Annotated in this window: 14 protein-coding genes, 1 tRNA gene and 1 pseudogene; 5 read left to right on the top strand and 11 right to left on the bottom strand. The window is 38.6% G+C overall.

Annotation, left to right across the window (positions count from 1 at the left end):
- Nucleotides 1-199: 199 nt before the first annotated feature.
- The 5 genes from NMK50_RS05060 to NMK50_RS05040 all read right to left on the bottom strand — a co-directional run bounded on the left by NMK50_RS05060 (nt 200) and on the right by NMK50_RS05040 (nt 4548).
- A complete protein-coding gene (locus NMK50_RS05060; protein ID WP_254771105.1) occupies nt 200-2182 on the bottom strand; it encodes a transposase domain-containing protein in 1983 nt (660 codons plus the stop codon).
- Nucleotides 2179-2637 carry a hypothetical protein gene (locus NMK50_RS05055; RefSeq protein WP_254771191.1) on the bottom strand — a complete coding sequence of 153 codons (459 nt, stop codon included), beginning with the start codon at nt 2635-2637 and terminating at the stop codon, nt 2179-2181. The genes NMK50_RS05060 and NMK50_RS05055 overlap by 4 nt, the downstream gene beginning before the upstream one ends.
- On the bottom strand, nt 2637-3656 hold the full coding sequence (locus NMK50_RS05050) for a ParB/RepB/Spo0J family partition protein (RefSeq protein WP_254771104.1): 1020 nt from the start codon (nt 3654-3656) through the stop codon (nt 2637-2639). Before NMK50_RS05050 ends, NMK50_RS05055 begins: the two co-directional genes overlap by 1 nt.
- Nucleotides 3656-4054 (bottom strand): hypothetical protein, encoded by a 399-nt coding sequence (locus NMK50_RS05045; protein ID WP_254771103.1) that lies wholly within the window; start codon nt 4052-4054, stop codon nt 3656-3658. The genes NMK50_RS05050 and NMK50_RS05045 overlap by 1 nt, the downstream gene beginning before the upstream one ends.
- Nucleotides 4055-4254: 200 nt before the next feature.
- A complete protein-coding gene (locus NMK50_RS05040; protein ID WP_241437195.1) occupies nt 4255-4548 on the bottom strand; it encodes a helix-turn-helix domain-containing protein in 294 nt (97 codons plus the stop codon).
- Between the two features lie 152 nt (nt 4549-4700).
- Here NMK50_RS05040 and NMK50_RS05035 point away from each other — a divergent pair, with 152 nt between their 5' ends.
- Together NMK50_RS05035 and NMK50_RS05030 are read left to right on the top strand one after the other, a co-directional pair.
- Entirely contained in the window at nt 4701-5231 is a 531-nt protein-coding gene (locus NMK50_RS05035) for a helix-turn-helix domain-containing protein (protein WP_254771102.1), read from the top strand.
- Between the two features lie 460 nt (nt 5232-5691).
- A pseudogene (locus NMK50_RS05030) lies at nt 5692-6099 on the top strand (helix-turn-helix domain-containing protein); the annotation flags it as partial.
- Nucleotides 6100-6959: 860 nt separating this feature from the next.
- Here the strand turns inward: NMK50_RS05030 and NMK50_RS05025 are convergent.
- From NMK50_RS05025 to ilvA, 3 genes are all read right to left on the bottom strand, one after another.
- Nucleotides 6960-8369 carry a DEAD/DEAH box helicase gene (locus NMK50_RS05025; protein WP_374112210.1) on the bottom strand — a complete coding sequence of 470 codons (1410 nt, stop codon included), beginning with the start codon at nt 8367-8369 and terminating at the stop codon, nt 6960-6962.
- 267 nt (nt 8370-8636) lie between these two features.
- Nucleotides 8637-9167, bottom strand: a complete 531-nt coding sequence (locus NMK50_RS05020; protein WP_254771101.1) for a hypothetical protein — start codon at nt 9165-9167, stop codon at nt 8637-8639.
- A 37-nt stretch (nt 9168-9204) separates the two neighbouring features.
- The gene (gene ilvA, locus NMK50_RS05015; RefSeq protein ID WP_254771100.1) at nt 9205-10470 is read right to left on the bottom strand and encodes a threonine ammonia-lyase IlvA; all 1266 of its coding nucleotides are present in this window, start codon (nt 10468-10470) and stop codon (nt 9205-9207) included.
- A 158-nt stretch (nt 10471-10628) separates the two neighbouring features.
- Between ilvA and NMK50_RS05010 the strand changes: the two genes are divergently transcribed.
- Nucleotides 10629-10714 (top strand) — tRNA-Leu (locus NMK50_RS05010).
- 323 nt (nt 10715-11037) lie between these two features.
- On the opposite strand, the gene NMK50_RS05005 is transcribed toward NMK50_RS05010, so the two are convergent.
- From NMK50_RS05005 to NMK50_RS04995, 3 genes are all read right to left on the bottom strand, one after another.
- Nucleotides 11038-12027, bottom strand: a complete 990-nt coding sequence (locus NMK50_RS05005) for an outer membrane protein (protein WP_254771099.1) — start codon at nt 12025-12027, stop codon at nt 11038-11040.
- Nucleotides 12028-12558: 531 nt separating this feature from the next.
- Complete coding sequence (locus NMK50_RS05000) at nt 12559-12831, bottom strand: hypothetical protein (protein ID WP_254771098.1); 273 nt, start codon at nt 12829-12831, stop codon at nt 12559-12561.
- A complete protein-coding gene (locus tag NMK50_RS04995) occupies nt 12825-15197 on the bottom strand; it encodes a mechanosensitive ion channel domain-containing protein (RefSeq protein WP_254771097.1) in 2373 nt (790 codons plus the stop codon). Before NMK50_RS04995 ends, NMK50_RS05000 begins: the two co-directional genes overlap by 7 nt.
- Before the next feature lie 188 nt (nt 15198-15385).
- Between NMK50_RS04995 and NMK50_RS04990 the strand changes: the two genes are divergently transcribed.
- Both NMK50_RS04990 and secD read left to right on the top strand, forming a co-directional pair.
- Nucleotides 15386-15763, top strand: coding sequence for a hypothetical protein (locus NMK50_RS04990; RefSeq protein WP_254771096.1), 378 nt, complete (start codon nt 15386-15388; stop codon nt 15761-15763).
- Between the two features lie 75 nt (nt 15764-15838).
- Nucleotides 15839-18352 carry a protein translocase subunit SecD gene (gene secD / locus NMK50_RS04985; protein WP_254771095.1) on the top strand — a complete coding sequence of 838 codons (2514 nt, stop codon included), beginning with the start codon at nt 15839-15841 and terminating at the stop codon, nt 18350-18352.
- The last annotated feature ends 11 nt before the right edge of the window (nt 18353-18363 follow it).

The raw sequence follows: 18363 nt of genomic DNA, 5'->3' as shown, positions 1-18363 counted from the left end.
CTCCCCCCTGCACCTTTTCACTCAAAGGGGAAACTTAAATCACTCCATACTCCTCACCCAATCAGGCAAAGACGCATAAAAATTGGATTGTATTAATTTAGAAATTGAAATGGATAAGACTTCTCCCCCCTTTCTCTGTTCATTCTTCAACCCCGCACATGGACCTCAACCAGTCCCCTAAAATCCCCCTCTCCTTTTCCTATTGCTTAGGAAACTTTATCACTTCACGCCCCCCATCACAGACAGAAAGCCGTCTCAAAGCCTTATGAAGATGTTGGCTAAATTCTTCTTCTTCCAAAGCCTCATCCTCCTTTGCTGTCAAAGCCAAATTCCCCATATTGTTTGCAACCAATCGCGTAACCTTTGGCTTTATCGCAGATTTGCGTTTTAACTCTTTGCCCTTTTGTTCAAGGCGCCCATAAACATCCGCCAATTGATCAGGGGCAAGTTTAGCTGCCAACTGCTTTTCGGCTTTCACAGCCTTCACATATTCTTTACGCAAACGCCCATTCAAACGCGCTGCCTGCTGGTCGTAAAAACCTACATCACAAAGACAAGATGCCATGCAAATAAACCGATTGTTCAAATCATAAACCCGCAAATCCTGATGCAAATCATCCGGATCAAAGCGCACAATCACCTTCTGCCCCGCATATTCATTCAACGCACGCGCCCAGTAACGATTGCCATAAAAATGGATCTCACCCGTGCCCTTTTGCGCCCGAAGCGCTTGTGAAGTCAAAAGCCATAAAGCCCGTTGCGCCGCTGTTGCTTGCCGAACAATCGTCCCATCGGCTTTTAAACTCTCAGCAAAGGTCACATCAAAACTGCGTCCCGCACAATTAACCGCCTTGCGCCCCGTTTGCTCATTATGCGCCATAATCTGCGCGCCAACATGGGCTTTAAATTCTTCAAATCCAATCGCACGCTTACCATAATCCTCAGGCTTAGCATCCGGCTTATTGCCCGTATAAGCCCCCGCACAAAAAGGATGCTTCGAAATCCCCTCCGCCAAATCACGCCATGCCCGTTCAATCGGTTTCGATTGCCCACTATAAGGCGTTGTCCATTGCAATTGCACACCCAAACTCGTCAAAAGTCCTTGCGGATCATCCGGCTTAATCTTAAAGCGAAAACGGTTTTGCACACCCCCAGAAATCCATTTGCTGGTAAAGGCACGCCCATTATCCAAAGTCATGCGCTCCGGTATCCCATAGGCTTCAACCATATCCCCTATCACCAAACGAACGATTTCCCAGCTTTCAACATCCGATAGGCGCCACGATAAAATCTTCCCCGAATAAAGATCTTGTATAGCTATCAAATAAAGCCGCACAGGTCTTTGAGCCCAAGGCACAGTCACAAAAACATCCAACTTATGCCCATCCATATTCACCGCTTGCAAAGCATGCAGGCTCGAACGATCACGCCGTTGTGCTGGATAAAGCTTTTTTGCCTTTTCTTCTCCCTCACGCGCCAACACCACAGCCGCCTTGGAAATTTCTTTATGAAAACGCCGCCGCAAAGCCCGCTCCGAAGGAAGTGGCTCCCAACCCTTTTCTCGTGCAATCACAACCATCCGTCGATAACACGCCGAAAAAGCAGGTTTAGAGGGACGTAAATAATCCGAACAGAGAACCTCCCAAGCTTCCTCATGACAAGGCGCAAATTGTGAAAAATTCTCCTCACCATAACAAGGCGCTAAAGCCGCAAGCCAATCAGGGCGTTCATAACCTTCCACCCTTTGCCACCAATGAAACAGTGACCGACAACTGATACCAAAATGAACCCCCGTCCGTACCGCCGCATCATGCACGCCAAGACCGCCATGGAGCAAATCATCCATAAAACAAAGTGCCTTCAAACGCTCTTCACAGCGCCTTTTATGCTCCTTTGAAAGCCCCTCATAACGCGCCCAAAGTTCTTCTTTTTGTCCACTATTCTCTATCTCCCCCGAAACACACCCCACACCAGAGCGCACCAACAAAGCCGCCCGCGCCTCCTCCGGTAATAACGAGAGATGAATCTCGACAATGGGTCGAAACGCTCCCTTAACTTTGCGTATCAAGTCACTATGATGGCGCCATTTCGTCGACAAAATCTTACGCAGTCCACCTTGACTCTTCGGCAACCCTGGCAAAGCCGCTTCAGCCAATTCAGCAATACTAAACCATTCCTTCATGGCTGCCCCCGTCTAATTCTCACAGGTGTCGCACGCATAACCTTTAACCGTGCCGCAATCTCCCGCTGTTCTTGCTGGAGCCGTGCAATCTCTGCCAAACGCGCTTCATCCCCTTGCAACAACAACAAACCATCTTCACGCACCACCTCATCCCAGAGCCAAAAGGCGTCTGTCGCCCGCACAAAGGCCTTAAAACGCGGCAGAGAAATATCAACCTGCTTACTCTCAGCAACATAAGCATCCAAACTCGCCTTACTCAAAAAACCAATGCCCAAATAATGTGCCATCCGTTCCGCAACCACGCTGCGTTCAAACCGGCATTCGCGCAAAGCTCGTGCCATGGCACGCTTCATGTGTGAGCGAAACCGCTCTAAATCAATCTGTGCAACCGGTTCGCGGCAAGGAAAAACCGGCTGTTGAAAAAAATCAAGCTGCCCGCAACTATGCATCTTCATCATTGCACCTCCACCGCTTGCTTTTCTAAATAGTCGCAAAAACGCGCCCGCGTTTGCGCATTCGCCCTTTGCCACACCCCCAATAATTGGGCAAAAATCCGTTCCTGTTCATTAATTTGCGGGGGCGTATTAATCCCATTGACCAAATCAAAAGCCCGCCGCAAATCCCCCTCAACCTGTTGAAACGCAACCGCCACTCTCCGTTGCGCAACCGGCTCCATCTTTGCCAACTTCAACAATTGTGCCTGATTATCCGCCAAAGCCGTTCCACGCAAAACCGAACGCAACTCCGGTTGTAAATGTCGAGCAATGCTGTTAAGACGTCTTACTGATTTTGGAGACAAACCAATACGATCTGCCACATGTGCGGCAAAAGAGTAAACTTTACCCATTTGCTCTTCATCATGCAATTGTGCAAACTTTGCACTATTGCTACTCCTTTGAGCAATTAGGTCAGCTTGACCGAATTCCTCCAAAGACCCATCATTTGGCAAAGGGTAAACTTTACCCTTTGCCACTTTGTCCCCTTCACAGGCGATTTCACTGTCATTTGAAGAGACATTGTCACTGATTTGAGCAATAGGGACAACTTGTCCCAATTGCTCTTTTTTGCTTTTATGCTGGTTACTACCGTCCCCACCACACTTGATTTCCCCATACTTCTTCTCCCATAATTCGCGGTAAGTCTGGACAAACAAAGCACGGTCAATAACAGACAATTCATTACGAAACAGATTTTCCGCAACCTCTAATAACGCAGCATTCTCCTTATCCGCTTGCACCACAACCGCATCAATTTCGCGAAAGCCCAAAAGCGTAGCAGCCCGTAATCGGTGCGCACCGGCAATAAGCGTATAATTGCCCTCCTTGGCATTGGGCGTATGGCGCACGGTAATCGGATTCATCAACCCTTCTCGCGCTATCGATTGCGCAAGAGCCTTAGCATGCTCATCATCCACAGGGCGAATACGCTCCGGCACCACAATCACATCAAGAGAAAGCCTTTGAAACTGTGCCATCACCCCGCCGCCTTTCTCATTTCTTTAAAAAACAAATCCATCGCACGCACAGCCCATCTTCGATAAGCTCTAGCAAAAACAGGATCGTTCAAACGCCGACTAATCACTTGAAGAGACAAAGATATAGAAGTCCGCTGCCGTGCTTGGATGGCAACAATACGCCGCCGTGGCACTTCAAACTGATAATGCAAAATATGAATAACAATCTGCCGTGCTAATGCCGCATCAAACAAACCATGCGGCGGATCAATAATATACCGGATTGGTAGATGCCTAAAGCCTCCATTCACCGCCTTAAAACAACAAGCAAGCATCGTTTCTAACCGTTCAACTTCTGAATAAGGATTGACGATTTCCCTCTTTGCCTCTGGGGTCCATAAATTACAAGCTGCAACCATAACAACCCCCTCTAAAGAAAACCTGCTTACCACCTAAGCGCCAAAACAAATCTATCCAAACAGCCGTTTGGCTATGCAACTCTCTGCAATTTATCTTGCCTATTTCGTATTGATGTTTAGACATTGATAACTCTTTTTATCTTATGATATTTAAATTCATGGGAAATGCGTAAAACTCACGCACAACCTTGCAACAAAGTTTAAGCGGCATTACCGCGCAATGTGGAATGTGCACTCAAGTCCGTATTGGCATGTTTTGCTGCTTTAAAAATGCGACGGTTCGTTTTAGGGTAGCGGTCGCTAAAAACCTGCTCGACGGGCAAGCCGATAAAATCGGCAATGGCGCGTTCGGCTTTTTCATTGGGCCGTGTCCAAATGTTTTTGACACTGGATGACGGGATTTGATAAACTTTCGTGAGTTCCGCCAAGGTCATATTACGGCGGCGTAGCTCAGCTAAAATACTATGGCGATCCCATGTTTGTGTGATAGTCATAACTTTCGCTCCTGCTTGAAACGGATGCCGCAACCATCCGTCTTTTGTCGGGTTCTTTGTGTAATAACTGTCTTTTTTAACAGACAGTAATATGAGGTATAATACCAAATATTTTGTTTTGCAAGAAAATATTTGGTGTTGGAGTAATTTTTTTGGCACGCCTTGAAAGAGAACCACAAACAGAACTGGCAAAACGGCTACGTGAAGTACGACGAGTACTCGGAAACGAAGAGCGTGGAATTTTTGCGCAACGCCTTAATTTACAACGCAATACCCTTGCCAATTATGAAATCGGAGCACACGAACCAACATCCTCAGCAATTAATGCCTATCATAGAGTCTATAACATTAACCCTCATTGGCTTGTTACGGGTGAAGGTGAGATGTTCAGTGACATGGCAAAGGCAAAAGCAGCGGGTTTTAAACCACAGACTATCCCTCCTGGACTCATGAAAAAGCTCGGTCGCATAGCTTATACAACCTATCGCGACGCAAAAATAAAACTCCCCCCTGAAGATATAGCGGAATTAGCGGCAGAGCTTTGTATAAAGTTGCAAGAGCTTGTTCAAAACATCAATGACCCAGAAGAAGTCGAACTTACTTTTCCTCTTCTAAAGTTGCATTTAAAGCGACAAATTGAAGCTGAAAAAGCACATCTAACAACCACACAAAATACGGCCTAATGTCCCTTTAAAAGGAAAAATCAAAGTGGAAATCTTTTTACATTAAATAACTGATACAAGATATTGATAAATAATGTTTTTTACTCGTTTTTTAGAGATTTCCACTCACATATGGAAATCTTTTTTGCTTTTTTGATCATTTTTGGCTGATTTTGAAGGTAATTACAATTTTTGCTTCATTTTTTTCAAAGGGTCTTCAAAGCCGGTTTTCTGGGCTTTCACAGACTTTTTAAAATTCTTCAAAGGGTTTTCAAAGACCTTTTAAAGCTTTTTCTTATTTTTAGTGCAAAATTCTAATTTTTGGCATTTTTCGTTCTTTTTGCCATTTTCAGGTGTCAAAATCTCTTTTGACAAAACGCGCATTTTAAGGTAAAAAATATGCATAAAAACAACAAATTACCACGTATTCCTACCTAATCCCACCTCTTCCCACTTACTGCAAAACCTACTGTCAAACTACATTGGGAATTACGAACGTGGTGATAGAACTCCAGACGCAACCGTTTTATCATCATACAAAGAAAAATTTGGAGTAAACCTGAATTGGCTTTTGACTGGTGAAGATGCAATGTTTATAGACATGACGTTAACTCGGTCTTTCAATATCTCTCCACCTACCATCCCTACTGGGCTGATGAAAAAGCTCGGTCGCATAGCTTATACGACCTATCGCGACGCAAAAATAAAACTCCCCCCTGAAGATATAGCGGAATTAGCGGCAGAGCTTTATAGAAAGTTGCAAGAGCTTGTTCAAAACATCAATGACCCAGAAGAAGTCGAACTTACTTTTCCTCTTCTAAAGTTGCACTTAAAGCGACAAATTGAAGCTGAAAAAGCACATCTAACAACCACACAAAATACGGCTTAATGTCCCTTTAAAATAAAAAATCAATATGAAAATCTTTTTACATTAGAAAAACAATATAATTATTTGATTTATAAAATTATATTGCCTCTAAAAAGAGATAATCACCAATAGGTGAAAATCTTTTTTGCTTTTTTGATCATTTTTGGCTGATTTTGAAGGTAATTACATTTTTTGCTTCATTTTTTTCAAAGGGTCTTCAAAGCCGGTTTTCTGGGCTTTCACAGACTTTTTAAAATTCTTCAAAGGATTTTCAAAGACCTTTTAAAGGATTTTCTTATTTTTAGTGCAAAATTCTAATTTTTGGCATTTTTCGCTCTTTTTGCCATTTTCAGCTGTCAAAATCTCTTTTGACACAACACGCATTTAAAGGTAAAAAATATGCATAAAAACAACAAATTATCACGTATTCCTAACTAATCAAACCTCTTCCCACTTACTGCAAAACATACTGTCAAACTACAACTGCAAATAAAAGCAAGGGGATAGGATTTTTTAGCATTTCTTTATAAAATGCTTCTCAATTACCTTTTAAAAGACTATTTTTAAGATATAAGTTACAATGTATTTCATTCTGTTTTTTGAATTACGGTGGGTGTTAAAAAAGTGCAAAGTTTATTGATATTTTCTACAAAAACATCAAGAGATAATGATAACTTAAGAAAATACCAGCATGGTGTCTTTTCAAGATATCTTTAGCTATACTGGATATCGGAAATATTTCTACTTCTAAGAAATTGCAATCTTTGAAAGATCCCCTTTATTTGAGAAAAAATACTGCTTTGTTTTTCTTTTACTCTCTTTGAATCTTAGATGAAATTGAAAAGAGAGAAATACTTCACAATCTCTTCTAAAAATTTTTCTCAAGCAGCCTTCTTCATTGACTTGCGAAAACGAAAAAGCTTCTTCCGTTTTACGGCTGCTTTTGCTTTTTTGTGTTTTTTACTTGGAGAAGGAGAATTTTTATCCTGTAATTCTTCAGCTTTATCTTTACAATTTAAAAACCGCTTCTGACGTTTAGATTTTCTAAAACGAGATTTTTTTTCATTTCCTCTTTCTTCACCTTCTGATACAATCGGCTTCTCTGGGAAAGCAGCAAACTGTTCCGGAATATCTTCACGTGCTAAACGCATACGAATCAAACGCTCTACAGCCCGCAACCGTGCTCCTTCTACACCTTCATCAAAAAGGGTGAGTGCTTCACCAGAAGCACCATTGCGTCCTGTGCGACCGATACGATGCACATAACTTTCAGCTTCATCTGGTAAATCATAATTAATAACATGGCTTATTCCAGGTATGTCAATTCCGCGTGCTGCAATATCTGTTGCAACAAGGATCTGTACTGCTTTGTCACGAAAAGCTTTTAAGGCAGACTGACGAGCATTTTGTGACTTATTTCCGTGAATTGTCGCAACACAATACCCTCTCTTTGTGAGACTACGTGTGACAGCATCAGCACCGTGCTTTGTTCTGGTAAAAACAATAACAGAAGTAAAAGCCGCATTTGTCAAAAGCTTACCTAAAACATTCTTTTTTTCACGCGTAGAAACACAATAGAGCTTTTGGCTGATCTCCGCAGTTGTCGTCCCTTGAGGAGAAACTTCTATTTTCAGGGGCTCATTGAGCAAACACTTTGCAAGTGCGGTAATCTCTTTCGACATTGTCGCAGAAAAGAGTGCGGACTGATGCTCCTGATGCAAAAGCTTTGCGATTTGCCGTACATCATTAATAAAGCCCATATCTAACATACGATCTGCTTCATCCAGAACCAAAAAACGCGTTTGAGACAGATCGACGCATTTTTCACGGACAAGATCTCTTAAACGGCCTGGTGTTGCTATTAAAACATCCACCCCTGCATTTATACGTTTAATTTGTTTTAAACGTGATACTCCACCAAAAACAAGACATGTTGAAAGATGCGTTCCTTTCGCAACAGCACGAATTGTTTCATCAACCTGAACAGCAAGCTCACGTGTAGGAACCAAGATTAACGCGCGCGCAGTTTTAGGGGAACGTTTATCTCCCAAAGCCAAAATCTGACTTAAAATAGGCAAACCGAATGCTAAGGTCTTTCCAGAGCCCGTCTGTGCAATCCCTAATATATCATGCCCTTTCAGCATCACTGGAATTGCCTGTTCTTGAATAGATGTAGGTTTACGCATACCAGCACTAAGCAAGTTTTTAATCAAAAGAGGAGACAAACCTAATTTTGTGAAAACGTTATTTATATTCAAAATAAAATCTTTCCTCAACTCCACAACTCTCAACAAGTAAGGAGCTAAATCCAATAACTCAAGAATCCGCGCAAAAGAAATCTTGGTCTTTCAAATTTGTAAAGCAACGCTTGGAAGAGCGATTTGCGCAACCCGTGAGAACCCTGAAATCAAGGCAAAGGTGGCATAAATCTTACTTTAATAAAGAGCCAGTTAACCAGCATAAGCACCTTCATCTCTATTATCATCGGATTACCACAAAAAAGCAAGAACTTTACGAAAGTGATTTACCATAAACAAGAAAAATAATATTTTGATCTTTTATTTCTTTATTACGATTTTCTTTGGTAAATGTAATTTATCAAAATCAGGATAAATCTCTAGAAAAACCGAATTTTGTATCGTTTTCTGACCACCATAAATTAATGACCATTGCGTTTTATCAAAAATCGCCAAAGTTTTATATTGAATGATGCGATCATTCGTCTCAAGCGTAGTCGGAATCAAAGCATAAAAAGTCCCTTTATCAGTCTGTAAATATTCTATATTCTTTTCATCTAAATGATAAGCACCAGCAGGCAAATTCTCAAATTGAACATGCAACTGTTTAAGAAAACTGTTGCGTAAATTATCCTCTGTTGTATTCAACCGACGCGCCATTTCTTTATAGAGTCGATCGGGCATATAAGAAGCAATAAGTGCAAAGTTTTCATTTTTTACAGCATTATTGACATCAATAATTAATCTTGAAAGTTCATTTTTTTGTATTGTCTGTAACTCCGATGCAATAATTTGTTTACCAACACTAAAAAACAAAAACAGTCCCAGTAAAAAATAAAAAACAACTTTCATCCTTAATATCTCTCATTCTTACAAAAGTTTTAACTTATCAAATAACAAAATCGAATAATGTTTGATCATCGGTAATATCGCGATAACGCCAACCTAAAGCTTGAAACTTTTTCTCTAAGAGACAAAAATTATCGTATTTTTTTGTTTCAATTGCGATCAAAACAGAACCAAAACTTCTCGATGATTTTTTGAGATATTCAAAGCGCACAATATCATCATCTGGAGAGAGTTGAGTAAGAAAATTACGCAAAGCACCAGGATGTTGCGGAAAACTAAAAATAAAATATTTTCTCAAGCCCTGAAAACGTAGAGAGCGCTCTTTAATATCGGGCAAACGCTCAAAATCAAAATTACCACCTGAAATAACGAGAAGGACTTTTTTTCCTTTCAACTCTTGAGAAGAAAGACTATTAAGAGCATCAATTGATAAAGCACCAGCTGGTTCTAAAACAACCCCTTCAACATTAAGCATTTCAACCATTGTAGAACAAACACGATTTTCAGGAACTGTAATAACAGAATCTGCTGAAAATTTCTTTAGCATTGTGTAGTTTAACGTACCAATTTCAGCTACAGCAGCACCATCCACAAATGTATCGATATTTTCAAGTTTGACATGTTTTCCACTCTTCAAACAAGCAAGCAAACTTGCAGCTCTTTGCGGCTCAACAAAACGAATCTCCGTTTTCCAACCATATTCATGTAAAAACTTACTCACACCACTCGCTAAACCACCGCCACCGACGGGCACAATGATTAAATCTGGTTCGCTTTCCCCATTGAGTTTTTTCCATTGCAAAATAGCCTCACAAAGAACTGTCGCTTGTCCGGTAATGATGCGAATATCATCAAAAGGCGGTGCCATCACCCCTCCACTCTCCATAGAGAAAGATTGCGCTGCCGCATAACATTGATCAAATGTCTCACCAACTAAACGGATATCAACAAACTCTTTACCAAAAATGCGTGTCTTCTCGATTTTCTGTTGCGGCGTTGTAACAGGCATAAAAATCACGCCTTTACGTTTAAAATAGCGACAAACAAAAGAAACACCCTGCGCATGATTCCCTGCTGATGCACAAACGAATGCAGCATCTTGAGAAATCTCACCAAGCATTTCTGAAACAAAATTAAAAGCACCACGAATCTTATATGATCGCACTGGTGTTAAATCTTCACGTTTCAAATAAATCTCTGCATCATATTTTTGACTAAGAAAATCATTTCTCTGAAGTGGTGTTTCAGCAAATACATTATGCAAAGCCACCATAGCTTTATTTACATCTTGAATAAATTGACTCATAATCCAGCCATTTCATGCTCCATTAATCTTATACAGGCTTCTTCTAGCTATAAAGGGAACCATTGTCAGTCAAAAATTAAACAAAACACGAAAAGTTCTGTTCTTAATCATTAATTCTTGATTCAACAAAAGATATGGCTTATGAGAATGCTCTTACCGCGGACGTGATGAAATCGGTAAACATAGCAGACTTAAAATCTGCCGGTCTAAGACCTTGCGGGTTCAAGTCCCGCCGTCCGCACCACCGCCGCATCTGAATTTTCCTCTTTTTAATAGCTTTTAGATTAATAGCTTTTAGAGAATGACAAATTAAGCTTTCTTTAAAAATATTTTTCATGAGAATTAGAGCATTTAATACTAGCAAAAAAACTATGGTGATTCTTTCAATTACGAATCATAACTTCTTTTGATCATGCATTTTACTCCCTATGATCCACAAAAGTTCCATTTTAAAAAATGAAAAACCAATATCCTCCTTCCCAGTACAAAGATAATATTGACAGTACAGAAAAAACAAAGGCCCTATCCAAAGATAGGGCCTTTAAAACCAATTTAATCTTGTAAAAATTAGAATTTGTAAGCTATTCCGGCACGAAAATCATTCGTCTTATATTTAATTTCAATTTTGTCATCGAATTTCTTTTTACCAAAATCTGAGTAACGATATTCCGCACGCATAATGAGATTATCTGTCATTGCAAAATCAATACCACCACCCAGGGTATAACCAAACATGGTTTTTGTAACATCTGATGTTTCATTCAAGGGAACTTCTCCAGTAATTGAGACCGATATAAAATCACGAAACTGCCCATAAGCGATACCACCAGAGAGATAAGGCATAATACGACCAGCAGAAAAACCAATACGCGCCCGTGTAGCACCAGTCCATTTTTGTTTTAAAGAATGGTGAAAGACTACCTGATTTTCTTTTAACTTCTCTTCACTTCTTACAACTCGCCGAGAAAATTTATTATGCTCACTTGCTCCGCTGCTCCCAAAGCTTATGTTTCTCTTGCTATAATCATTCCCATCATTTTCACTATCACTTTCATCTTCATTTTCATTAGTATAATATCCTCTAGATTTTCCATTTTCTCCAGGTTTTGATCCTGCATGCTCTCCAGCTTCTACCATAAAAGGAAATTCTTTCGTTATTGTATCCTTTACACCCGTAAGAAGTATATCTGTATCAATACCAAAAATAAAATTATGACCGATATCAAAATTAACGCCCGCATAAAGACCACCTATAAACCCTGAAAGCTCAGGCATATATTGTTTTTCCACTGGTACCCATTCCTTATTTTTATTTTTCTCATCAGGATCAAAAACAGTATCAATATCAGGCGCCATAGCAGAAGTTTTGCTCGACAAACTACCAACTTGACCTCCAAAATAAAAACCTGCCCAAGAAAATTGGGGAGGAGAAATAATTGCTGAAACAACATGCGCTGGCTTATCAGGCACCACCACATCTGCTGCCTGTGCTATAGAGTGTGTTATAGAAGATGAAACCAAAGCAAAAACGGAAGTTGTTATAATTCTTGTATTCATAAAATTATACCCCATTGCTATTATTAAAATATAATCAAAAATCACATTTAGTAAAACCAAAGTGCTATCAAATCTTATGCTGCAAAATTATATATACTCCTTTAAAGATAGACTTATACTTATAACTACATCAAAATTTAAGCTTAGTAAATAAATTTTAATTATTTAAATATGATTACTATTAATAAATACTTATAATACACGATAAAATTCGTTTTATTTTTATTAAAAATAACAATTTTGATATTTCATTGTATAAATTATCTCCTTTAAAAAACATAAAATATTATTCAATCGTCTATTCGATTGGGAAATTTTATAAAATAACAACTATCTATTCAATATTTTATAGTGGATAAAACATTTTAAAATAAATTACTCTATTGAAAAGACAATGTATGTAAAATACCATCGTCTTATCTAAAATCAGGCCTTTATATTTTACTTGTTAATAATGCTATTATCAAAACATACAATAGTAACATTATGGATTTTATAAATTTTATCTGATAACAAAAATTTTAAATAATTTTACTTAAAAATTGCTCTCCCCTGACTGATCTCTATATTATCCTCTGGCTTGACTGCAAAACGATCTTTATTAGGAAAAGTAATAAAACACCCCTTCATGCAAATCGTAACAGTTTGATGAGGATGCAACGAGATATTTAGGGGATTACTGCCTTCAAGAATGACGAGAGACTGTACCTTTAAATCAGTGTTCTTTACAGTTGCTGCAAAAGTTGGAAGAGCTAAAACATCCAACAGCGCAATTACAATAAAAACGCAAACATATTTTAGCATTCCAAGATTCCTTCTTCAACAAAACGTTTATATAACACAAAGTGAAGAGCATTTGTTACCTTAGAAGGTAAGGTGATATTAGGCACATAAATAGTCAAGTTAAATGAAAATTTCTTACTATCAAATGCAGTAAAATTCACCTGCGGTGTAGGATTTTTCAAAACCCCTTCTGTTACAGAAGCAATCTCTAACAAAATTTCAACAACACGTTCTGGATCAATATTGGAGGAAACGGTAATAGGGATATCAATCCGCCCCATTTTACTATGTCGTGTCCAATTACTAACATTATTATTGATGAGACTTGAATTAGGAATAATAATCGTCTTACGCTGAAATGTTTCAAGTTCTGTTGCACGCACACTAATACGTTTAACAATACCACCTACTGAGCCAGATTCCACATAATCCCCCAGTTTAAATGGTCTTCCAACTAAAATAATAAGCCCAGATACAAAATTTTGCACAATATTCTGTAAACCAAAACCTATGCCAAGCGAAAGCCCACCAGCAATAAGAGCAAAATTTCTAAGATCCAAACCTGCCATCGATAATCCTATCAAAGCAGAAAGAACAATACCACTATAACTCATAACGGTTTTGATAGAATTACGCACACCAGAATCGAATTCACCATGTGATAATATCGTGCTATCTAACCAACCAATAAATTGACGAATGACAAAAAAACAAACAAAAAAGACAACGATTCCTGTAACGACAGAAATCAAAGAAATAGAGACATTCCCAATTTGAAAACCAGTCATCAACTGCCACAACACTGCCTTCAAATCGGAGTACGAAAATCCAAACTGTACGGCAATTGGCATTGCACAAAATATGATAACAAATAAATTAAGGAAAATGCTCAAAACGCCCCCTAATTGATTCATTGTTTTCTCTTCTAAATGGAACCATCGCATCAAATTATGACCAACAATCGTTTTCATAAATTGTCCTTTAGTCCCAATTGCTTGCGCACTTTTTATCCCCAAATACATGAGGACTAAAAATGCGCCTCCAATGACAATTTGCTGCACAAGAAAACGCGCAAAACCAACATAGCCTAAAAAATTCATCACAATCAGCAATATTCCCAAGACAATCAGAGGAACACGTATATAAAATGGCCAAAAGTACGGTTCTCTCTCTTGGCCTTGGGAAATCCTACTAAACCGCAAAGGGACAAATGAGATAATAAACAACAGTATTGCAACAAGAAAAACAGCAATAAAACTTTTTGCAATTGTCAAGGAAAGAGAAGCTGAAACTATTTGATAAATACTATCGAAAACAGCATCAAATGCCAAAATTACACCTAAAAAAGTGAGCAAAATCACCAATTGGTATGCTACCGACGGGGGAACATTGAAAAGATACTCTTGTTTTATATTTGATGTTAAAAGAACAACGGCTAAACGATTTATCAAAAAGACTAAGATAATTTGATAGCCTACCATATCAAACACTGCTGTGAGCTCCCCTAGCTCCAAACTAAAACTACGAAACAAAAATAATACCAGATAAACGCAAAAAATACATACAAGCGAGGGTAAGAGAACGGAAATAAAAGCGACCAATAAACGTTGTAAATAAGATATCTCCTCATTGCTTTTAGCAAAGTGATCATGCACATATGTGAGAACTTTACGAGAAAAATACGAAAGTCCCAAAGCGACAAAAAGTGGAATCAAAAAGGAAAGAAATAACTGTAAAAACTTGAAATAAAATATGAAATTCCACCAAGAGTTCAAAAGTAAAAGAAAATCAGATGAGGCTTCTTTTGTTTTCTGGACGAGATGCTTAATCATCGGGATTGAAAACGTGAGCCTATGCGTAAGTGTACGTTTAAAAAGTTCTCGAGATTGAGAAATAGCAAGTTCAGATATTCTATTTGTAGCCAAAAACAGTGTTTCAAACCGAAGCACTATACTATTAATCTCAGCTTTTTTCTCCATCAACTGAGACTGCTCCTTAGCTATTTTTTTCAAGTTTTCTACGCCATCATAGAGCTCCGTCAATTGATCAAGACGCACATTAATATCATTAAGGGGAGCACGTAAAATAAAAGCTTCTTCTATAGCCCGTTTACTGATATCTCGCGCACGAGAGCGCAGTTCTGCCAAAGCATTCTCGTCTTCTAATTTATTTTCAAAATCTTTTTTTAAAGTTTCTGTATTTTGTTCAAGATTCTTAATAACAAGCTGTTGCTGTTGAATAATTTCATCAATCGATTGAGAGTCCATTGCCTGTTCAACGATTGCATTCTGTGACCAAAGATCTCCCCATGTACAAGAGGGAGAAACAACGATAATCAAAAAAACAAAGAGAAGTATGCGTATCTTTTTTCTAAAAAATAAATACATATCTACCTTAATGTATAAATTAGGAATCTACCCCTCCTTTTTTTAGAATATTGCATGGAATAAATATTTTCAACTTTTATAGAATAATTTATAAGCTTTCCCTTACCCTACAATACTGATAAGAGAAGAAAGAGAACTGTTGATAATAGTCAGAGTGAACACAACAAAATTAAAGAAGGCGTTTTAGCATGCGTTTTTTGCAGCTCTCTTGCAAAAAAGAAGATTTTTTTCCTTTTACGTTCTGGCTTCTTCTGTCAGGCTTTGGCATGTTGTTGATCAACAATCTAGAGGCAGATGCTTATTTAATAAAACAACCCCAAGAAAATAATATAGTAAAAACGAAGTGCCTTGATCCACAAGACCATCAACTTCATCGATTAAATACTCTAACAACTGAAAATAAAAACTTTGCAACATTTCATACAAATCCTATTCTTCCTAATGCTACCTTTCAAAATATCCTAACACTGAATCTTTTTTTAATCGTTGTCATAGTTATTTGCACACCATTTAGAAACCTTAAAACACAATACTTTTCAAACAAACGTGCCCCTCCTCTTGATTGAATTATAAAATGATACTCTTATCTTAGCCTTGCCTTTATTAATAACTCTTAAGATTACCTATTAGCGGAATATATCATGCGTACACCCAGTTGGTTGACTACTCTTTATTGTTTGATCCTTTTAAGCAGCATTTACGTTGCCTTACCCAATTTATTTTCGCAAGAACAGGTGAAAAATTCACAATTCTTAACGAATACCCGTGTAACACTTGGGCTTGATCTTCAAGGCGGCTCTTCTCTCCTCCTCGAGGTCGATAGCAAAACGTTAAAGCGCGATCAATTACACATAATTTTAGCAAATGTGCGTAACACACTGCGTGAAAAACAAATCCCAACATCAAGTGCTCGTATCATTGAAGATAGCGTCGTTGTGCTTGTTTCTGATCCATTACAAATTGAAAAAGCACTTTCTGCTTTGAAGACATTGATAACCCCTATCCATCGTAGTTTTGGCGCTACAGCCGATGATATTGTTATCAGTTCTCAAAATGGAACTATCCATATTACATTAACAGAAGCCGGTATAAAAGATCGTATAAGCAATGCTATTGAACAAAGCTTAGAAATCATTCGTCGCCGTATAGATCAAGTTGGTGTTACTGAACCAGCCATCCAAAAGGTAGGGACTGATCGTATTATGGTTCAATTGCCAGGTTTACAAGACCCAAAGCAGCTGCGTGATCTTTTAGGAACAACCGCTAAGATGACCTTTCATCTGGTGCCCTCCAATATCAATATCAACAACCCTCCAGCAGGTGTTTCAATCCTTCCTGGCTATACTGATGAAACACAACATTATGCAATTTATAATCAAATCGCCTTAGATGGAAATGTCCTGAAAGATGCCCGTGCAGGTTTTGACCCACAAATACCAGGACGTTCTATTATTTCATTCACTCTGAATTCCGCTGGTGCAAAAATATTTGCGGAAATAACGCGACAAAATATTAACCGTCCTTTTGCAATCGTTCTCGATAACAAAGTTTTGACTGCTCCTACTATCAATAGCGTCATTCCCAACGGACAAGGTCAAATTACAGGAAACTTTGACGCCAAAGAAGCATCAACTCTCGCTGCTCTACTGCGCGCTGGTTCCTTACCTGCTCCACTAACCGTCATTGAAGAAAGAACTGTAGGTCCAAATCTTGGTGCTGATGCAATTCAAATGGGACTTTACACCGGTATAATCGGCTTCGTTCTTGTGACAATATTTATTTTTCTTCTCTACAGAGTTTGGGGGATGATTGCGAATATAGCACTTGCATTCCATACTATTTTAACATTTGCTGCGCTCAGTCTTCTAGGTGCAACACTGACACTACCAGGTATTGCTGGTATTATTTTAGGAATCGGTATCTCTGTTGATGCCAATATTCTCATCAATGAACGCATTCGTGAAGAAAGTCGAAAAGGTATAAGCGCCTTTGCCGCCTTAGATCGTGGCTTCAAACATGCTTTTGCGACCATTGTTGATGCCAATATTACTGCAATTATCGCAACTATTTTATTGTTTTTGTTTGGTACCGGTCCTGTTCGCGGCTTTGCTGTAACAATGTTGCTTGGTATCATCATCTCGATGTTTACGAATATCACCATTGTGCGTATCATGATGATTTGGGTAATCCGTAAATGGAAAATGAAAACTCTACATCTTCACTCTATTTTCAACATCATCCCACAAAATACAACTTTCCGCTTTATGAAAGCACGTTTCATTGGTATTGGCATCTCAATTATTTTATCACTTGCTTCAATTTTTCTGTTTTTAAAACCTGGCTTAAATTTTGGAATTGATTTCATTGGTGGAAGCCAAATGAGTATTACCACAAAAGAGCCCTCAAACTTAGCAACCTTGCGTTCAAAACTTTCTACCCTCAACATTGGTGAAATTACATTACAAAATATTGATAATGCAAACACTGTGTTGATTCGTATGCAGAAACAAAGCGGCAGCGAATCACAACAAACCATCGTCATCGATAAAGTCAAAACAGCAGTACAAAATATCTATCCAGATGCCACATTTGATCAAATAGAGGTCGTTGGTCCAAAAATTTCAGGTGAACTTGCCACAGCTGCTTTTACTGCTGTTATTCTCGCTGCAATTGCTATGTCTCTCTATATATGGCTACGCTTCGAATGGTTCTTTGCCGTTGGAGCAATTGTAACGCTTATCTTAGACACAACAAAAATGATTGGTTTTTTTGCTTTATTTCAATTTGATTTCAATTTAACAGCCATCGCTGCTCTTTTAACAATTGTTGGTTATTCGATAAATGATAAGGTTGTTGTCTATGATCGAATGCGTGAAAATATGCGTCTTTATAAAAAGATGCCATTGCGCGAACTTATTGATCTTTCAATTAACCAAGTTTTTATCCGTTGTCTCTTTACATCGGCGACCACAGTTCTTGCTATGTTACCGATGGCGATATGGGGCGGCAGTGCTGTCCATAGTTTTGCAGTCCCCATGATCTTTGGGATTGTTATTGCAACATCATCTTCTATCTTTATTGCCGCCCCTCTTTTACTCTTGTTAGGAAATTGGTGGCATAAACGGAATAATCGTATAAACACGAAACTAAAATGAACATACCATGC

Source organism: Bartonella harrusi, from assembly GCF_024297065.1.
Classification (GTDB): Bacteria; Pseudomonadota; Alphaproteobacteria; order Rhizobiales; family Rhizobiaceae; genus Bartonella; species Bartonella harrusi.
The sequence above is the reverse complement of the archived record's forward strand: the minus strand, read 5'-3'. Positions and strand labels throughout refer to the sequence as shown.

Coding starts and splice junctions, on each gene's coding strand:
- NMK50_RS05060 (WP_254771105.1), bottom strand. CDS start 2,182: ATGAAGGAATGGTTTAGTATTGCTGAATTGGCTGAAGCGGCTTTGCCA.
- NMK50_RS05055 (WP_254771191.1), bottom strand. CDS start 2,637: ATGAAGATGCATAGTTGCGGGCAGCTTGATTTTTTTCAACAGCCGGTT.
- NMK50_RS05050 (WP_254771104.1), bottom strand. CDS start 3,656: ATGGCACAGTTTCAAAGGCTTTCTCTTGATGTGATTGTGGTGCCGGAG.
- NMK50_RS05045 (WP_254771103.1), bottom strand. CDS start 4,054: ATGGTTGCAGCTTGTAATTTATGGACCCCAGAGGCAAAGAGGGAAATC.
- NMK50_RS05040 (WP_241437195.1), bottom strand. CDS start 4,548: ATGACTATCACACAAACATGGGATCGCCATAGTATTTTAGCTGAGCTA.
- NMK50_RS05020 (WP_254771101.1), bottom strand. CDS start 9,167: ATGAAAGTTGTTTTTTATTTTTTACTGGGACTGTTTTTGTTTTTTAGT.
- ilvA (WP_254771100.1), bottom strand. CDS start 10,470: ATGAGTCAATTTATTCAAGATGTAAATAAAGCTATGGTGGCTTTGCAT.
- NMK50_RS05005 (WP_254771099.1), bottom strand. CDS start 12,027: ATGAATACAAGAATTATAACAACTTCCGTTTTTGCTTTGGTTTCATCT.
- NMK50_RS05000 (WP_254771098.1), bottom strand. CDS start 12,831: ATGCTAAAATATGTTTGCGTTTTTATTGTAATTGCGCTGTTGGATGTT.
- NMK50_RS04995 (WP_254771097.1), bottom strand. CDS start 15,197: ATGTATTTATTTTTTAGAAAAAAGATACGCATACTTCTCTTTGTTTTT.
- NMK50_RS04990 (WP_254771096.1), top strand. CDS start 15,386: ATGCGTTTTTTGCAGCTCTCTTGCAAAAAAGAAGATTTTTTTCCTTTT.
- secD (WP_254771095.1), top strand. CDS start 15,839: ATGCGTACACCCAGTTGGTTGACTACTCTTTATTGTTTGATCCTTTTA.